A 16,566-nucleotide genomic window follows, 5' to 3' on the forward strand; every position below is an offset into this window, starting at 1 on the left:
AGCCCGGGATCAGGCTCCCGGACTTTCCTCGATATCTCTTTTTCCCCTTGCCCCAGAGGTGCAGATGTTACATGCTTAACGCCTTTTTCGCATTTTCCATATCATTGGCCAGGAGCCGCTCCAGATCGTAAGCAGGATACATCGAACGCTCCTCCATGAATTCAAAAACCTTGGCATGGAGTTTAATCGCATTGTTCAGATGCTTAACGAAAACCTCCCTTAAGGCCGGTGTTGCCGTTTCCGTAATCGCAAGCGCGTAATTGCGAACCCAACCTTTTGCCTTGCCCAGCAAATGGCCGGCATAAAAGCCCGTCATGTCTGCCGCTTCGGCTTTGCCGCCTCTCGCTCCCGGGACCGGTGCTTGCGGATAAAACTGCAGCAGGTCCTTTATGTTCTGCTCCAGGCTCATAATAGCCTCTTTATACAGGGCGTGCAGCTGCGGATCGGTGACCTTGCCGATGTCCATTTTCAGGCAAATCAGGTCGTTGGACTGTGCTGCTACCAGCTCATGCATTTCCAATGTTTCATGCCATGCTAAGTGTTTCACTTGAGCTTTCTTTCCAGAAGACAATGCAATCCCTCCAATCGATGATGGGATAGCATATGCCCAGGGCGCCCAGAGGGGAAGATGTCTTGCTAAAAAAATTAGGCGCGCTCCCTTTTCTCCTTCTTTCTTCCCTTCTTCCCTCGGACCGAAGCCAGCGTCGCCTGTTCCGGCAGGCGCAGCAGCCTGGACTTGGACACCCCGATCCGCTGCGACACATAGATGCCGGTATGCCCGGAAAAATAATAACTGACGACGCAGGCGATGAACATGTATACCAAATTCCCCGAACCGAACAGCTCGATCCCCATAATAAAGCAGGCAATCGGGGTATTGGTCGCACCGCTGAACACTGCGATAAAACCGAGGGCTGCCATAAACGGCACCGCTAGATGGAGCAAGTCCGCCAGCGTGCTGCCCAGCGTTGCGCCGATGACGAAGAGCGGAGTCACCTCTCCGCCTTGAAATCCGGCCCCCAGCGTAATCGAAGTGAACACGGTTTTCCAGAGAAACGCCAGCTTTGGCGCCGTCCCTTCAAAAGCATCGCTGATCAGCGGAAGGCCAAGCCCGAGGTACTCCCTTGTGCCGAACGCGTAGACAATGGCAATCAGGATGCAGCCCCCGGCAAAGCTCTTGACCGCCGGATTCCGGAACCAGCCGGTGAACCGCGCCTTCAGCCAATGCGTCAGCTCGCTGAACAAAATGCTGGCCAGGCCGAACACCATCGACGCGAGCACGACCTTCAGCACCGTGATCAGCGTGATCGCCGGAATCGTGTTTACGGAATAATGAATATGATGAATTCCCCAGGCCTTCGTGGTCAGATCCCCGATAAAGCTCGCCACAAAACAGGCAAACAGCGCTTCGTAACGGATCATCCCCAACGCAAGCACCTCCAGCCCGAAGACTGTTCCGGCGAGCGGCGTCCCAAAGACCGAGCCAAAGCCGCTGCTGATGCCGCACATCAGAATGATGCGACGGTCGGCTGGGCTAAGCCGAAGTCTCTTGCCGATCCATTCCGATAAGCTCCCACCCATCTGCACCGCCGTTCCTTCCCGTCCGGCCGAGCCGCCGAACCAATGGGTCAGAATCGTTCCGAACAGGACGAGCGGAGCCATGCGCAGCGGAATAGCTCCGCCGCCGTCATGAATCTGCTCCAGTATCAAGTTGTTGCCCTTGGACGCGTCCTTGCCGTATTTCCAATACAGGTAGCTTACCAAGGCTCCCCCAAATGGAAGCAGCCACAGGAGCCACGGGTGCTGCAGACGCTGCTGCGTAACGGCATCCAGCGCTGCCAGAAACAAGGCCGATCCGGAGCCTGTAAGCACCCCCACCAGACTCCCGATGACCGACCACTTCACGATATAGCCAAGCAGCGTGAGATGCATGAATTTGCCTGCGTATACATATAACCTGCGTTTTCCCCTCGTCATCCGTTTTCCCATTACAGCGGTTTCCCCCCAGCTATGATGTATTTCCTATTGTTCCTCAATCAGGGGCAAATTACCACTCCCCTGCTTGTCCCGGTGCAGGAATGTCTGCAAAAAAATAGACTCCTACCAGTGTCTGCACTGGTAGGAGTCATTAGCTCACGGGCGGTTAAAGGCGAACTCCATCGCCTATGTTGTTACAAATTATTGTAATGAGCGATTGGCCTGAAGTCAACAGAAAATCTGAACGCCACAATAGACGAAAAAGCACCCGTATCGCGCTTTCGCTTTACGGGTGCTTCTGCAGCGAACTAGTTTCCCTGCCGCACCGTCCTCTTAATGGAGAGGTTCAGAAATTTGGCTGAGGGCATCGCCGGCTTCGTTGATGTGGATGTTCATCGTCGCCAGGTCGCCAATGGCGCAGATCCCTACCATTTCTCCGTTCTCTACAACCGGAATGCGGCGGATTTGATGGTCGGCCATCAATTTCGCGCACTCGTGGGCATCGGTGTCCGGCGAGCACGAAATGACATCGCTTGTCATGCAGTCATGGCAGTGTACGCTGCCCGGGTCTTTACCCGCAGCTACGCAGTTCAGCACGATATCGCGGTCGGTAATCATACCTACCACTTTTTTGCCTTCGCAGACCGGAACCGATCCACAGTTGACATCGCGCATGATTTGCGCCGCAGCCGTGATCGAATCATGGGGTGCGCATACCTTTACGTCTTTGGTCATTACGTCGCGAACCATCGTCATTGCTGTTTACCTCCTCTAGGAATGATCCCCCGTATTTTACCCAGGGGTACCGGGATTATTCAGGATTGGCGCGCTGTGCTAAGAACTGCACGAATATGGGTCAGGCTGTCCGCTGAATATTTCGCCGATAATATATAAAAAAAGCGCAGGATCCATAACGGATCACTGCGCTTCGCTTGTGTGGGTCTCATGCCTCCGGATCTATCCGGCGGGCTAAGGACCGTTCAGAAATTAATATCCCCAAGTTTTCGCGATGATGACAAGCAGAATAAAGAGGACGAGAATGATGCCAACGCTTGTAGACATACCGCCACCATAACCAACTCCTGCAACTTCGCTCATGTGATATTCCCCTTTCTCGATAGGATCAGTTTATCCTATGAAAGAAACCTTGCAGCGTTGTGGACAGAGTCAGCGGTTCAAAAGACTATTTTGCTCGGCAGTCATGATAGAGTCCGCGGCAGGCCCTTTTTTAAAAAAAGCGTTTCCTCTGATCTTTACCAGACATACTGTATGAAGACGACAAATATAAGGGAGGCTTAATCATGCCCAAAATCTCTGTTATTATGCCGGTCTACAATAATGCTCCTTTTGTACAGGAGTCAATATCTTCCATTCTCAGACAAACATACGCCGACCTGGAGCTTATTATTATTGATGATGGATCTACTGATGGTTCAACTGGCATGATTTACGATATTCATGACGCAAGAGTTAAGAAGATATTCCATCCGGTATCTCTGGGCGTAGCAGCCTCCCTCAATCAAGGACTTGATATAGCCCAAGGTGAGTACATTGCTAGGATGGACGGTGATGATATCGCAGCCTTAAACCGTTTGGAAGTGCAAGCTTATTATATGGATCAACACCCAGACATTGATGTTTGCGGAACAGCTTACACCCAAAATTACTTGGGCCCAGTAAGAGTTAATCCTCTGGACCATGAAGAAATTAAAGCCTGGCTATTATTTTACTGCTGTATCCTACATCCTTCAGTCATGATACGCAAAAGCTCTACTGAGCGTGTTGGAATCCGGTATGACCTAAACTATCCGCATGCAGAAGACTTTGAGCTGTGGACCAGATTATCTTTTAGTGGAGCTAAGTTGGCCAACATCCCACACAATTTAATGTACTATCGTTCGCACCCTGGACAAGTGTCCAACACTCACAGACTAGCCCAAGATCATTCAGCTAAAAGAATACGGCAGAGACATCTTTCCCATTTAGGTCTTCAACTTTCCGAAGCAGATTATGAACAACTAATTAAACTTGCAGAGTTTCGAGTTAATCCGCATGAAATTGAGAGTTACCAGCCAGCGGCTATATTAGCGAATTGGATCGTTCAAGTGAACTCTCAAGTGAAGGCTTTTAATCAAGAAGCGCTGCAAATGGCTTTCTCTAGATGTCTATCTAGGTTGCCACCGTATTAGTTCTGCAATGGGTTCCCACCTTTAGGTAGTAAAAAAGGACGGCCAAAGAGGAATTTGGTCGTCCTATTCGCACGTCCTCCCAAACCTTCAGGAATAGGGATTAAAAACATTGGCGATTCGATCACCGGAACCTGGTACTTTGCTCGACATGTTAGAAGTTTAGCAAAATCAACAAAAAAGACGCGGTCTCCGAAATCCGGAAACCCGCGTCCTGCAAGGCTTATGAAAGATGCTGGTGAAGGGAATTGAACCCCCGACCTACGCATTACGAGTGCGTTGCTCTACCCCTGAGCTACACCAGCGTGGAAAATGAAATTTTCCGTCAAACAAAAACTATTATACAACTTCTTCTCCAAAATGCAATACTTCACTGCGATTGGAATTTATTTCAATTTGTCGCGGACCGATTGCAGCTTCTGGGCGCTGGATGAGGCTTTGTCCCGTCTATCGTCAATTTTGACTGAAGTGGATACGCGCTGCGCGCCGGCCAGGAATGGTGCTTCGTGCAGGGCTGCTATCGCCTGCCATACATCCGGAAGAGCCCCTTCAATGATCGTGCTCATCGATGTCAGCTCGTAGCTGATCCCCTTCTGCTCCGCCAGCACCTGCTGCATCTGTGCCACATAGGAGCTCAGGCTGGTCGTGGCCGTTCCGATCGGAATGACCGTTACCTCTGCAATTGCCATGGTCGTGCGCCTCCTTTATCCTTTTGCAAGCGGATCGAACTTTATTCCTATTTTTATTTTACCCGACCGCCCCCGGAATCGCAAAAGGATGGCCCGCAAAATTTTTTATTCGCGTTTTTCCTGCAAAATCCGCCCGATTTCTACCTTTTCAGCCCCCTCTAGAGGCTAATCTCCAATGGTTCACAGTAGCGCCCCGGGGGTCCATCTGGTATAATTCTCATTGCTCGTCTTTTAAGAGGAACTAGGTTTACAAACACAATATATTGGGTTAAATTAGTATGAAAGCAACCAAATATAGTGGAAACAGGTGAACACGGCTGAATTTGCCAGGCGTTCATAATAGGGAAGCACGGTGTGAATCCGTCACGGTCCCGCCACTGTAACCGGAAGGCCGAGAGCTCCGAGCTTTCGGCACGATATCGGCTAAGGCCACTGTCCGTCACGCGGACGGGAAGGCGCCGAATATCGCATTTTCGGGAGTCAGGAGACCTGCCTGTTTTGTCTCACGAAAGGCCTACGAGGAATAGGTGCGTGATGCCAGTTGATATCTATACATAGGGTGATAGATATTTTTTCCCATGCTCGTAAATAGGGCATACGGGATCTAGCGGCATTTTCGTACCTGTGCTTCAGGTTCTTCGGAAATGCCTTTTGTATGGGCAAGCACAGCAAGAGCTCCCTCTTAACAGCATCGTCCTACTTTCCGTTATACCAAATATACAAACTTTGAAAGGAGATCTGCACCATGCCGCAGCTCGTTACCAAACCGAACAACCGCCAGCTGGCTTTTGATGAAATCCGTCTCTCCGTTTATGCCGACCGAATCTTGGAGGGGCTGGAGACCCTGGACAAGGAGCGCCTCCTCCGGGGCGTGCAGAGCAAACTGCGCCGCGAGGAAGTCACCGGCGACGAAATCAGCAGCGCGTTCACGATGTCGGCGCTTGAGCTGGTCACCAAGGAGGAGCCGAACTGGAAGTTCGCCGCAGCGCGCTCGCTGCTGACCTCCCTGTACAAGAAGGCCGCTTACAACCGCCGCTACAAAGCCTATCCTGACGAGCCATATGGTGCGTTCTACCCTCTCATTACCGAGCTGGTGCAAAAAGGAATCTACCGCGAGGAGCTCCTCACCTGCTATACAAAAGAGCAAATTGAAGAATTGGGCCGCTGCATCGATTACAAATGCGACCTGCTGTTCGACTATATCGGTCTGCTGACCCTGTCCGACCGCTACCTTGCGCATGATTTCGACGGACGCGTTATGGAGCTCCCGCAGGAGCGCTACATGGTCATCGCCATGTACTTGATGCACACTGAGCCAGAGGACAAGCGCCTTGAGCTCGTGAAGGAAGCGTATTGGGCCATGAGCAACCTGTACATGACCGCCGCTACGCCAACGATGTCCAACGCCGGCAAGAAGGTCGCCGGACAGCTGTCCAGCTGCTTTATCGACACGGTGGACGACTCGTTGGAAGGGATTTTCGACTCCAATACCGACGTGGCCCGTCTCAGCAAAATGGGCGGCGGCATCGGCGTTTACCTCGGTAAAGTCCGGGCGCGCGGCTCCGACATCCGCGGTCACAAGAACACCAGCTCCGGCGTCATTCCTTGGATCCGCCAGCTGAACAACACGGCGGTCAGCGTTGACCAGCTCGGTACCCGTAAAGGTGCGGTTGCCGTCTACCTGGACGTCTTCCACAAAGACATCCTGGCCTTCCTGGATCTGAAGCTGAACAATGGCGACGAGCGCATGAGAGCGCATGACGTGTTCCATGGCGTGTGCCTGCCGGATCTGTTCATGGAGGCAGTTGAGGCCCGCAGCGAGTGGAGCCTGTTCTGCCCGCATGAAGTGAAGAAAATCATGGGCTGGAAGGATGCCAACGGCCGTCCTGCGGGTCTTGAGGATTATTATGACGAAACGGTAGGTCAAGGCTCATTCCGCGAGAAGTACGCCGAAGCGGTTGCCCACCCGCTGCTTCCAAGAATTACGGTGCCTGCGATCGACATCATGAAGCGCATCATGAAATCGCAGCTGGAAACCGGCACGCCGTACATGTTCTACCGGGATACCGTCAACCGTGCGAACCCGAACCGTGCACATGGCATGATCTACTCGTCCAACCTGTGCACCGAAATTATGCAGAACCAATCCGCCACCGTGGTGGAAAAAGAAGAACTCGTGACCAAGGACGGCCAAACCCGGATCGTCATTTCCAAGGTTCCCGGCGACTTCGTCGTCTGCAACCTGAACTCGATTCACCTGGCCCGTGCCGTTCCAGACAATGTGCTGGACCGTCTGGTGCCGATCCAGGTACGCATGCTGGATAACGTCATCGACATTAACAACATTGAAGTCCTGCAAGCCCAATATACGAACAGCCAATACCGCGCGGTTGGACTCGGCACCTTCGGCCTGCATCACCTGCTCGCCCTTGAAGGCATCCGTTGGGAGTCCGACGAAGCGGTTGAATATAACGACAATTTGTACGAAAAAATCAACTACCTGCTCGTCAAATCCAGCATGGAGCTGGCCAAGGAGAAAGGCCACTATCCGAAGTTCAAAGGCTCCGACTGGGAGAACGGCGCTTACTTCACCAGCCGTGGTTATGTCGACGGCGAGCATGAAGGCAAGTTCGTCACCACCGAGCAGTGGAAAGAGCTCCAGCAGGAAGTGCAGCAGAACGGCGTCCGCAACGCCTGGCTGTTCGCTATCGCGCCGAACGGTTCGACTTCAATCATTGCCGGCTCCACCGCCAGCATCGATCCGCTGTACGACCTTCTGTCTTACGAGGAAAAAACGACCTACAAGATCGCCAACCCGGCTCCGGACCTGTCCGAGAAGACGATCTGGTATTACAAAACGGCATTCCTGATCGACCAGCATTGGTCCATCAAGATGGCCGCGGCGCGTCAGCGCCACATCGACCAGGCTCAAAGCTTCAACCTGTACGTTCGTCCTGATATCCGGGCGACGGAATTCCTGGAGCTTCACCTTCACGCCTGGAAAGCCGGCATCAAAACGACGTACTACGTCCGCAGCCGTGCGCTGACGATTGAAGAGTGCGAGTCGTGTGCGTCGTAAAAGATATTAAAGCCTAAAACCTTTTTCGATCCCTCCCAAACCCTCCCTTCCAAGGGAGGGCCCCGAGGGCGCTGCCCTCTGGACACCCGGAATGTTGGCGGAAGACCGGCGGGTGGCGGATTTTCTTGATGTGAATATGTGCTGTGAGTCGCTTTCGTCCCCCTCCTGCTTTGCAGGTTATGGGGGACACGCTTTTACGTTCGAGCGGTGCGAGAGGTGGTCTCCTCGATTCTCGGAGACCCCTTGCGTCGCGCGGCTTTGCTCCCTGTTTTGCTTCGCAAAATGCAGGAGCTCGCCACGCGTCCGATAAAACTGCCCACTAAAAACGGGAAAGGGCTACTGTATCAAACCTTATAAATACACTACTGCATGATAAGTACAAAACCATTTAGACAGATTGTTTGGGAAAGAGATGAATGATTTAGATCAACTGATATGGATTACAGCATTCTGCGATGGATGTTGATATAAATGAGCAAGTAAAAACAGAACTACGAGGAGGAATCGAGTATGCAAATGCAAAAGATTTTTAACACCGAAGCGCCGAACCGCTCGACCCGCATCATCGAAGGAGAATGCTCGGGCATCCTGAACTGGAACGATATCCGCATGCCCCATATGTACAAATTGTATAAGGTTCTGCTGCTGAACCACTGGATCGCCGACGAAATTCCGATGGCCAAAGACGCGCAGCAGTTCGTCAACCTCGATCCGGAAGAGCAGCGCACCTTCAAGATCAACATTTCCTTGCTCGCCGTGCTGGACTCGATGCAGACGATGTTCATCGGCGACGTAAAGCGTTATTTTACCGATTCCTCGCTGGAGGCCATCTCGGCTATCATCGGGCAGCAGGAAGTCGTACACAACCAATCCTACTCCTACGTGCTGTCTTCGATCGTATCGGAGCAGGAGCAGAAAGAAATTTTCGAATACTGGAAGCATGATCCGGTGCTGCTCGACCGCAACCGTTTCATCTCGGAAATTTACCAGGAGTTCCGCGACGAGCAGAATCCGCAAACGTTCTTTAGAGCACTTGTGGCCGACTTGATCCTGGAAGGCATTTTCTTCTACAGCACATTCGCCTTCTTCTACAACCTGGCCCGTGACCAGAAGATGATGGCGACCAGCCAAATGATCTCCTACATCCAGCGCGACGAGAACCAGCACTGCTACTTCTTCGGCGAAGTGTTCAAACAGCTGCTCAAGGATTTCCCTGAGCTGAACACGAAGGAGAACATGGACTACGTCTACCGCACGATCGACCGCGCGGTTGAGCTGGAAACGAACTGGGCGCACTACACGCTCAGCGAGGTCAAAGGCATCGATCTGAATGAGCTGTCCGACTACATCAAGTACATCGCCAACAAACGCCTGAAAATGATGGGGATGGAAAAAGGTTACGAAGGCGTGGATTCCAACTGCATGCCATGGATTCGTCCTTTCTCCGACGAGGCGCTCAACGCCACCAAAACGGACTTCTTCGAAGCCAAATCCCGCAACTACGGCAAGGTCGGCGACGACAACGGATTCGACGATCTGTAAGCCGCTCGCCTGCAATATACTAGTTTCGCAACAACCGGGAAGTGCAGCTCCGCTGCGCTTCCCTTTTTTATTGGATCGTGTATGATGGAACAAAAGATATTAGATCCGCATGTTACCGTTTGGAAAGGAGCTGCCCGTTGCCCGTGAATAAATCCTTGAAGGCCGTATTGTTTCTTGTCGCATCCGCGATTCTGACCCGGCTGATCCCGTTTTCCTCCTGGTTCCGCACCCTGGATACGATGATTCATGAGTTCGGCCATGCGGTCGTCACCCTGCTGCTCTCCGGTAGGGTTCTGCGCATTGAACTCAATGCCGATCACAGCGGGACCACCTACTCCTATTTATCCTCCGGCTGGAGCTCCGTGCTCGTCTCGCTGTCGGGGTATACGATCGCTTCCATCTTCGCTGTGCTTCTATTCTACGGGTACGCCAAACGTAAGCAGGCCGCCGGGCTGATCCTGATCACGCTGCTGGCTGCCGTCAACCTGCTCTTTTTTGTCCGGAACAGCTATGGGGTTTGGTGGCTCGTCATCTTTATGGCGCTGAACATCGTGTTTTATTTGCTGGGCAGCACCGTGCGCAATTTCTATTACCTTCTGCTCGCCTTCCTTTGCCTGGAAGAATCGGTTGTTGGGCCGCTTACCCTGGCGATCACTTCCTTGACCAATCCGCGGCAGGCCGGTGACGCGGCCAACCTGGCTCACATGACGGTGCTCCCTGCCATCGCCTGGTCGGTGCTGTTTCTCCTGTTTGCGCTTTGGTGCACCACCCAAAGCCTTACCTTGTTTTGGCGGAAGCCCGCGCGAAAGCCTGCTGCAAACACCAGCATGCGGACCGGATAAAACTTAAACCGTTTCGAATTCTCTCAACCCAAAAAAAGGCTTGTCCCACACGTATGTGGGCGCAAGCCTTTTCTGCTCTTATCGAGTGTTCGTATGAACTGGGATCAGCGGCACAGCATGCGTCAACTGCTACGTCTTCTGCCAAAAATCAGCGACAGAATAAACAGGATCAGGAAGACGAAGAACAGCACCTTTGCGACGCCAACGAGCGCAGAAACGATGCCGAAGAAGCCGAAAATCGCAGCTACGATTGCAATGATCAAAAACAAAATCGCGAGTCCGATCATCGTGATCACCTTTCTTTCGTTAGAATGTGGTACTTGTTTTTAACCCTGAATCGGAGATTTGAACCTTGAAAAATGCCCCAAATCCGCATATAATTTGTCCATATTTGAACTGTTCATCAATGAACAAATTAATAAGCGAAAGGTTGCCTGAGCCATGGATCACCAAGAACGCCAAGATCCTCAAATCAAGCTGGCCGCTGAAGTCGTTCAATCCTTTTCTGGCATTCAAAAACGCCTTCTGGAGTTTACCCGCAGCAACGCGGAGGGACTAGGATTAACCGTGCTGCAGCTCGCCATCCTGAACACGCTGTATACCGCGCCCGGCATGACACTAAGAGAATTAACCGAGCGTCTCTCTTCTCCTAAAAGCACCCTTAGCGTTCAAGTGGAAGGCCTCGTCCAATCGGGATTGGTGGACCGTGTTATCTCCGAGACAGACCGCAGGGAGGTCAAACTGAGCCTTACCGCTGATGGACGGGAGCGTTCCCTTCAGTCGGCGGCTAAGCCCCGCTCCTACCAAGCCATGGCGTTTGCCCTCGAGCAGCTCCCCGCTTCCGATGTGGAGAGCCTGCTCCGCATTCACCAAAACATACAAAAGCTTTTGGAGGAGTACACATCCAGGTAAGGGATGTATGTATATTGTGCTTTTGATCGGTTTACGCTATACTAAACCGCAAAGAACTGAACAGTGACATTACGCCGATGAACAGCATCCAACTGTGAGGCGTTTTCGACCGGAGCGGATGGCGATTCCCGCGTGTACGCAGCATGACAGTGCAGCGGCTCCTCCATTCTCTCTCTAAGTTAACCGGCCTCCGTCCGTTATCGCGGAACCAAGCGGATCGGCACTGCCTTCGGGCAGGCTGGTCAAATTGGGTGGCACCGCGAGCAAGCGCTCCTCGTCCCAAGGGATGAGGGCGCTTTTTGTATTTTTACAGGACAAAAGGACAAAGGAGACGGTATCGATGCTAAACATTCAATTCATCCGTGATCATCAGGAACAGGTACAGCAAGTCGCGGAGCAAAAAAACATTCCCTTTCAGGTGGACGATCTGCTGGAATGGGACGAGAAGCGGAGAAGGCTGCTGCAGGAGACGGAATCGCTAAGGGCTCAGCGCAATGAGCTGACCAAGAGCATCGCGGGACTGCTGAAGCAGGGCAAGGACGAAGCCGCGGAGCAGCTTAAGGGCCAAGTGAAGGAGATTAACCGCAGCCTGGACGGCTGCGAAGCCGGTCTGCGCGAGGCAACCAGCAAATTTGAGGAACTGATGCTGCTCGCCCCCAACGTTGTCTCGGAGGACACGCCGATTGGCAAGGACGACAGCGACAATGTGGAAGTCCGCCGGATCGGGACGCCGCGGCAATTCGATTTTGAGATGAAGGATCATGTCACGCTCGGCGAGCTGCACGATCTGTTCGATATTCCGCGCGGGGTCAAGACGGCGGGCAGCCGCAGCTATTATTTGAAGGGAGCTGGCCTGTTCCTTCATCTGGCCGTACAGCGGCTGGCGATTGACCTCCTGGCCTCGCGCGGATTTACGCCGATGGACGTGCCGGTCATGGTCCGTCCCGAAGCGCTAGCCCGGTCGGGATTCTTCCCTACCGGGAAGGATCAGACCTATGAGCTGGCCGGTGAGGACAAGTGGCTCGTCGGCACTTCGGAAGTGTCGCTGGTGTCGTACTACAGCGACGAAGTGATCGACGCCGCCCTCCCTATCCGGCTCGCGGGCGTGTCGAGCTGCTTCCGCCGGGAAATCGGCTCGGCGGGCCGCGACGTACGCGGCTTGTACCGCGTCCACCAGTTCGCCAAGGTCGAGCAGGTCGTTCTCTGCGAGAACGATCCCGCGGCGTCGGAGGCGATGCTTCAGGAAATTACCGGCCATGCCGAGGAGATCCTGCGGCTGCTTGAGCTTCCTTACCGGGTGATGGCCGTCTGCACCGGAGACATGTCGCAGAAGACGTATAAGCAGTACGACATCGAAACCTGGATGCCGAGCCGCAGAGCCTACGGCGAAACCCATTCGTCGTCGAATCTGCTCGACTTCCAGGCCCGGCGCTCGAACATCCGCTACCGCGATGCGGGAGGCAGGCTGCAGTACTGCCATACGCTGAACAATACGGCCGTGGCCTCGCCCCGCATTCTGATTCCGCTGCTCGAAAACCATCAGCGGGAAGACGGCTCGATTTACATTCCGAACGCCCTTCGGCCTTATATGGGCGGCATCGCCGAGCTGGTCCCCCCCGTCCCCAAAGAGGAGTAACCGCGGACTATTGGGGATATGGGAGATCAGGAATGGCAGGAGCTGCGATAAAACCGGAAGACCCGAAAATGAAAAGATATTGTTGAGTCACCTCCCTGCTTGCCGGGAAAGAAGGACGGCCCCTATACTGGTGTGAAGAAATCATTTTATAGCGGAGGTGGTTGGAATGAGCGCCAACGATATCGGGACCGAATATTTCCGGGTGATTAACGGGAAATTCGCCGAACTGAAACGTTCCGCCGAGAAGGCGATCGCGCAGGTTCCGGACGATAAGCTGAATTGGTCGTTAAACAAAGACTCCAACAGCATTGCGGTTATCGTCCATCATATGAGCGGGAATATGATCTCCCGCTGGACGGACTTCCTTGATTCCGACGGGGAAAAAGAGGGCCGCGACCGGGACAGCGAGTTCGAGGGCACCGTGGCCTCAAGAGAAGAACTGTTGGACATCTGGAACCGCGGCTGGGGCGTCTTTCTGCAGGCGCTCGGCTCCCTCGGCAGCGATGACCTGCTGCGGACCGTCTACATCCGGGAAAAGCCGCATTCGGTGCTGGAAGCGATCGAACGGCAGATGTCGCACTATTCCAGCCATATCGGGCAGATCATTTACATCGCCAAGCAGATTCAATCGGACGCTTGGGAGACACTGACGATCCCGCGCCGAAAGAACTAGCGGAGGAAAGGCCTCCTCTATCGGGTGATTTTGCCCACAGAACATTAGCCTAAGCAAAGGCAGCGCAATAATGCCGAGAATGGGAACCTGCTGGTTCGCCGCCCCGGCCGACATCAGTGAGTCGTCAAAAAGGGACAAAGTGAAAAGAGTTTCCTCTTTTCACTTTGTCCCTTATTATTACCGCCTGCCTTGGGGTATGCTCATGTTTAAGACGGATTCTTGGCCAAATCCGCCGCCTGCGCTGGCGTCAGTGCGCCATCATACACGCGCAGCTCGTCGATCAGCCCTTTAAACGGCGGGTCCCACCAGTTAACGCCCAGGCTAAAGCTTGCCTTCGTGCCGGTAAACCAGTCCGGGAAGTTCGCTCCCTTGAACTTCTGCACCCCATTCACGTAGACAGTCAGCGTGCCATTCTCCACAGAAAAGGCCAGATGCGACCACTCGCCGGTCGGAATGGTCAGTCCGGTCGCCCCGTCATACCAGCTCGTGCTGCCCGACCAGACCATCGTATTGTTGGCGACGGCTCCCCGGGGCACAAGGCTCACCCAATGGTCGCCGTCCTTCGCGCCAAAGAAGGCCGTCGTGTACGTCGTCAGCTCCTCCGGTTTGATCCACAGCGCAACCGAATAGGCATTGCTTGAAATCAGTCCGTCCGGCAGCCGGATCCCGGAGGCTCCGTCGAACTTGGCGGCCTGGCCTTGTCTGCCCTCGGTGAAGGTGATGCTGCCGCCGGACTTGTCAATCCGGTCGCCGGTCACCGTTCCTGCGGCAAACCGCCCCTGACTGTCCGCAAAGTTACCCTCAAGTCCGTAATAAGCAGACAGCTTGGCGTCCTGGTACGGCAGAACGGTCACCGTAAAGGACTTCGTCAGCGACGTGCCGCCTTTGGTGATTGTCGCAGTGAGCACCGCTTGGGCCGAGGCGCCGCCCGCCGGACGGTGCACCTCACCTGTGGACGATACGACCGCTTCATCCGAGCTCTTCCAGGAAATCGCGGTGTGCCGGGCTCCTTCCGCCGGAAGGGCCAGGTCCGACACGACCTTCGCCGTATCCCCCAGACTCAGATCGTCGTATACGTCCTGAACCAGCGCCTGATCGGTTTTGTCTTCAAGCCGGCTGCCCCAGACCGCCACGCCCTCCCGCGAAGAAGCGGTGAAGGTCATGACATAACGCTCGGACACCGGATCCCAGCCGCTGGCGAAGACGCCCTTGTACACGGAACCGGCAATGACAAGCTCCGCCTCGTTGTGCCCGGTCTTTTTCCAAGTGCCGGTCACATCGCCTGAAATCGTGTTGTCCTTGTTCAGCCGGATATACACGGAGGACTGGATATCCGCGGTCGTCCCTTTTCCGTGGTTGATGAATTTATATTCCCCGATCAGGTCCTGACGGTCCACCTTGCTCAACGTTTCTCCTGCATACCGGTATGGGGCAACCACCGGCCAGCCGTCCGCATTCATGTACATTTGATGCACCCGCACCTCATGCGCTTCGCCCATCTGCGGGAAACGGGTATGGAAGACGAGGAACCGCTTGCCGGTCGCATCATCCAGCAGCACGGAGTTATGCCCTGGAGACACATAGCCTACGCCGTTGCCGGTGCCCGGATCGCCCACGTCTCTGGCAAACAGGTAGTTCCCCATCAGCTTGTTGCCGTACGGCGCGTTGTCCGTGTCTCCGGGCAGAACGGCGTTCTGGCCCTGGGCATCCACATACGGTCCGTCCGGGTTCTTCGCGCGGAACACCCGCATGTTGTAACCTCCGTCGGCTCCAAGCCAGCCGTAGGTCATGTACAGGTAGTAGTAGCCGGTAGCTTGATCAAACACCACATACGGACCTTCGCCCGATTTGCCGTAACCTCCGGCCACCTTCGTGCCGAAATACCGGTCCACCAGGCGTCCGTCGGCGGTCTTGCCGTCTTTGCCGGGATATTTCACCTTGCCGGTCTTCGGGTCCACGGGAAGGACGAAGATACCGCCGGACCAGGAGCCGTAAGACATCCAGAGCCGCCCGTTGTTGTCATAGTACAGGTTCGGATCGATCGCATTCGGATACGTGCCGTTGGCAAACGACCCGTCAGCGTTGAACCAGGCACCGCTTGCCCCGCTGAGCTGTCCGGCGTCGATCAGCTTCGGAATGTTCGTGTTCGTCCACTTTTTATTGATCACGCTGTCCTTATCCGTGGCATCGCCCTCCGTAAAGCCGGAGTACACCAGGGTATCGACATACTGATAAGGCCCCTTGATCTTTGGCGACACGGCAAACCCGATGGCCGACCGGATATACGTCGAGGACGTGCAGTAGTACAGCATATAGGCGCCTTTGGTGCCGTCCGTATTCACATATTCGGGATTCCAGAACACGTCGGGAGCCCACACGGAAAAACCGCCCTTGCTGTCCGAATCATTTTGTCCGGCCCAGGCGAACGACCCGGCCAAATTTTGCGCCAGATCGCCATACAGCACGTTGCCCGGCGTCGTATACCCGTTCGTAAACCGGGTCCAGCTCTGCAGGTCCTTTGATCGGGCCGCTTCAATATGGGAACCGAATACGTAATACGTATCCCCGTCCTTCACGATGGATGGATCGTGTACGGATACGTTTTGATACACCGGCGCCTGTCCCTGCTGCTCCTGTGTCTTGCCGCCTTTCTGCGCCGTACTGTCCGGCCCGGTACCAAATACCTGCCCCGGAACCGTGACGAACAGCATCATCATCAAAAATGCCGAAACCCACCTTCTGTTCATGTTTGCTCCCTCCAACAAATAAAATTTTCAGAAAATAAGATCATTCAACCTTTGGCGAAAACGCATTCATTGATCCGCACAGCGCTGCTTCATCGTGACCCCTGCCGCGGCCCGGCGACCGATCCCTCCCTTGTTACCGTTTTCGTCGACCTGTAAACCGATTTCAACACGTATTTTATTTATATAAAACTAAAATGTTTTAAGTAATCATATAATGATAATCATTAAATATCAATCGTCTTTGGAAAATATTTAACTTATCGCTGCTCAAATAACAGTTATC

General features: G+C 53.9%; 15 protein-coding genes, 1 tRNA gene and 2 riboswitches. Of the genes, 7 read left to right on the forward strand and 9 right to left on the reverse strand.

The genetic code is table 11. The annotated features are described in order from the left end of the window. Positions 1-67: 67 nt before the first annotated feature. The 4 genes from MKY74_RS00960 to MKY74_RS00975 form a co-directional block, all read right to left on the reverse strand. The gene (locus MKY74_RS00960) at positions 68-514 is read right to left on the reverse strand and encodes a spore coat protein (protein WP_076172970.1); all 447 of its coding nucleotides are present in this window, start codon (positions 512-514) and stop codon (positions 68-70) included. A 131-nt stretch (positions 515-645) separates the two neighbouring features. Next, complete coding sequence (locus tag MKY74_RS00965; RefSeq protein ID WP_432206617.1) at positions 646-1,989, reverse strand: voltage-gated chloride channel family protein; 1,344 nt, start codon at positions 1,987-1,989, stop codon at positions 646-648. 123 nt (positions 1,990-2,112) lie between these two features. Continuing rightward, positions 2,113-2,173, reverse strand: a riboswitch (Fluoride riboswitch). Positions 2,174-2,310: 137 nt separating this feature from the next. Further along, entirely contained in the window at positions 2,311-2,733 is a 423-nt protein-coding gene (locus MKY74_RS00970) for a CBS domain-containing protein (protein WP_076172830.1), read from the reverse strand. A 231-nt stretch (positions 2,734-2,964) separates the two neighbouring features. Continuing rightward, positions 2,965-3,075 (reverse strand): sporulation protein YjcZ, encoded by a 111-nt coding sequence (locus MKY74_RS00975; RefSeq protein ID WP_076172829.1) that lies wholly within the window; start codon positions 3,073-3,075, stop codon positions 2,965-2,967. 203 nt (positions 3,076-3,278) lie between these two features. Between MKY74_RS00975 and MKY74_RS00980 the strand changes: the two genes are divergently transcribed. Continuing rightward, complete coding sequence (locus tag MKY74_RS00980; RefSeq protein ID WP_076172828.1) at positions 3,279-4,166, forward strand: glycosyltransferase family 2 protein; 888 nt, start codon at positions 3,279-3,281, stop codon at positions 4,164-4,166. A 230-nt stretch (positions 4,167-4,396) separates the two neighbouring features. Here the strand turns inward: MKY74_RS00980 and MKY74_RS00985 are convergent. Next, positions 4,397-4,468 (reverse strand) — tRNA-Thr (locus tag MKY74_RS00985). Between the two features lie 81 nt (positions 4,469-4,549). Continuing rightward, positions 4,550-4,852, reverse strand: a complete 303-nt coding sequence (locus tag MKY74_RS00990; RefSeq protein ID WP_076172827.1) for an MTH1187 family thiamine-binding protein — start codon at positions 4,850-4,852, stop codon at positions 4,550-4,552. A 288-nt stretch (positions 4,853-5,140) separates the two neighbouring features. Next, positions 5,141-5,363: riboswitch (cobalamin riboswitch) on the forward strand. A gap of 234 nt (positions 5,364-5,597) precedes the next feature. Between MKY74_RS00990 and MKY74_RS00995 the strand changes: the two genes are divergently transcribed. The 3 genes from MKY74_RS00995 to MKY74_RS01005 all read left to right on the forward strand — a co-directional run bounded on the left by MKY74_RS00995 (position 5,598) and on the right by MKY74_RS01005 (position 10,315). After that, a complete protein-coding gene (locus MKY74_RS00995) occupies positions 5,598-7,931 on the forward strand; it encodes a ribonucleoside-diphosphate reductase subunit alpha (RefSeq protein WP_076172826.1) in 2,334 nt (777 codons plus the stop codon). A gap of 510 nt (positions 7,932-8,441) precedes the next feature. After that, positions 8,442-9,473, forward strand: a complete 1,032-nt coding sequence (locus MKY74_RS01000; protein ID WP_076172825.1) for a ribonucleotide-diphosphate reductase subunit beta — start codon at positions 8,442-8,444, stop codon at positions 9,471-9,473. Positions 9,474-9,616: 143 nt separating this feature from the next. Beyond that, positions 9,617-10,315, forward strand: coding sequence for a M50 family metallopeptidase (locus MKY74_RS01005; protein WP_076172968.1), 699 nt, complete (start codon positions 9,617-9,619; stop codon positions 10,313-10,315). Between the two features lie 122 nt (positions 10,316-10,437). On the opposite strand, the gene MKY74_RS01010 is transcribed toward MKY74_RS01005, so the two are convergent. Next, positions 10,438-10,602: a DUF1328 domain-containing protein gene (locus MKY74_RS01010; RefSeq protein ID WP_076172824.1), complete on the reverse strand. Its 165-nt coding sequence runs from the start codon at positions 10,600-10,602 to the stop codon at positions 10,438-10,440. Between the two features lie 154 nt (positions 10,603-10,756). Between MKY74_RS01010 and MKY74_RS01015 the strand changes: the two genes are divergently transcribed. Next, positions 10,757-11,227 carry a MarR family winged helix-turn-helix transcriptional regulator gene (locus tag MKY74_RS01015; protein ID WP_076172823.1) on the forward strand — a complete coding sequence of 157 codons (471 nt, stop codon included), beginning with the start codon at positions 10,757-10,759 and terminating at the stop codon, positions 11,225-11,227. A gap of 174 nt (positions 11,228-11,401) precedes the next feature. Here MKY74_RS01015 and MKY74_RS01020 read toward each other — a convergent pair whose 3' ends face one another. After that, on the reverse strand, positions 11,402-11,578 hold the full coding sequence (locus MKY74_RS01020) for a hypothetical protein (RefSeq protein ID WP_167372891.1): 177 nt from the start codon (positions 11,576-11,578) through the stop codon (positions 11,402-11,404). On the opposite strand from MKY74_RS01020, the gene serS reads away from it, so the two are divergent. Further along, positions 11,568-12,863, forward strand: coding sequence for a serine--tRNA ligase (gene serS, locus MKY74_RS01025; protein ID WP_076172822.1), 1,296 nt, complete (start codon positions 11,568-11,570; stop codon positions 12,861-12,863). The genes MKY74_RS01020 and serS overlap by 11 nt on opposite strands. A 166-nt stretch (positions 12,864-13,029) precedes the next feature. Then, a complete protein-coding gene (locus MKY74_RS01030) occupies positions 13,030-13,536 on the forward strand; it encodes a DUF1572 family protein (protein WP_076172821.1) in 507 nt (168 codons plus the stop codon). A 206-nt stretch (positions 13,537-13,742) separates the two neighbouring features. Here MKY74_RS01030 and MKY74_RS01035 read toward each other — a convergent pair whose 3' ends face one another. Further along, entirely contained in the window at positions 13,743-16,283 is a 2,541-nt protein-coding gene (locus tag MKY74_RS01035; RefSeq protein ID WP_076172820.1) for a LamG-like jellyroll fold domain-containing protein, read from the reverse strand. Positions 16,284-16,566: the final 283 nt, after the last annotated feature.

Source organism: Paenibacillus sp. FSL R5-0378 (genome assembly GCF_038009285.1).
In the GTDB taxonomy this organism is placed as follows: Bacteria; Bacillota; Bacilli; order Paenibacillales; family Paenibacillaceae; genus Paenibacillus_AQ; species Paenibacillus_AQ favisporus.

Coding starts and splice junctions, on each gene's coding strand:
- MKY74_RS00960 (WP_076172970.1), bottom strand. CDS start 514: ATGCATGAGCTGGTAGCAGCACAGTCCAACGACCTGATTTGCCTGAAA.
- MKY74_RS00965 (WP_432206617.1), bottom strand. CDS start 1,989: ATGGGAAAACGGATGACGAGGGGAAAACGCAGGTTATATGTATACGCA.
- MKY74_RS00970 (WP_076172830.1), bottom strand. CDS start 2,733: ATGACGATGGTTCGCGACGTAATGACCAAAGACGTAAAGGTATGCGCA.
- MKY74_RS00975 (WP_076172829.1), bottom strand. CDS start 3,075: ATGAGCGAAGTTGCAGGAGTTGGTTATGGTGGCGGTATGTCTACAAGC.
- MKY74_RS00980 (WP_076172828.1), top strand. CDS start 3,279: ATGCCCAAAATCTCTGTTATTATGCCGGTCTACAATAATGCTCCTTTT.
- MKY74_RS00990 (WP_076172827.1), bottom strand. CDS start 4,852: ATGGCAATTGCAGAGGTAACGGTCATTCCGATCGGAACGGCCACGACC.
- MKY74_RS00995 (WP_076172826.1), top strand. CDS start 5,598: ATGCCGCAGCTCGTTACCAAACCGAACAACCGCCAGCTGGCTTTTGAT.
- MKY74_RS01000 (WP_076172825.1), top strand. CDS start 8,442: ATGCAAATGCAAAAGATTTTTAACACCGAAGCGCCGAACCGCTCGACC.
- MKY74_RS01010 (WP_076172824.1), bottom strand. CDS start 10,602: ATGATCGGACTCGCGATTTTGTTTTTGATCATTGCAATCGTAGCTGCG.
- MKY74_RS01015 (WP_076172823.1), top strand. CDS start 10,757: ATGGATCACCAAGAACGCCAAGATCCTCAAATCAAGCTGGCCGCTGAA.
- serS (WP_076172822.1), top strand. CDS start 11,568: ATGCTAAACATTCAATTCATCCGTGATCATCAGGAACAGGTACAGCAA.
- MKY74_RS01020 (WP_167372891.1), bottom strand. CDS start 11,578: ATGTTTAGCATCGATACCGTCTCCTTTGTCCTTTTGTCCTGTAAAAAT.
- MKY74_RS01030 (WP_076172821.1), top strand. CDS start 13,030: ATGAGCGCCAACGATATCGGGACCGAATATTTCCGGGTGATTAACGGG.
- MKY74_RS01035 (WP_076172820.1), bottom strand. CDS start 16,283: ATGAACAGAAGGTGGGTTTCGGCATTTTTGATGATGATGCTGTTCGTC.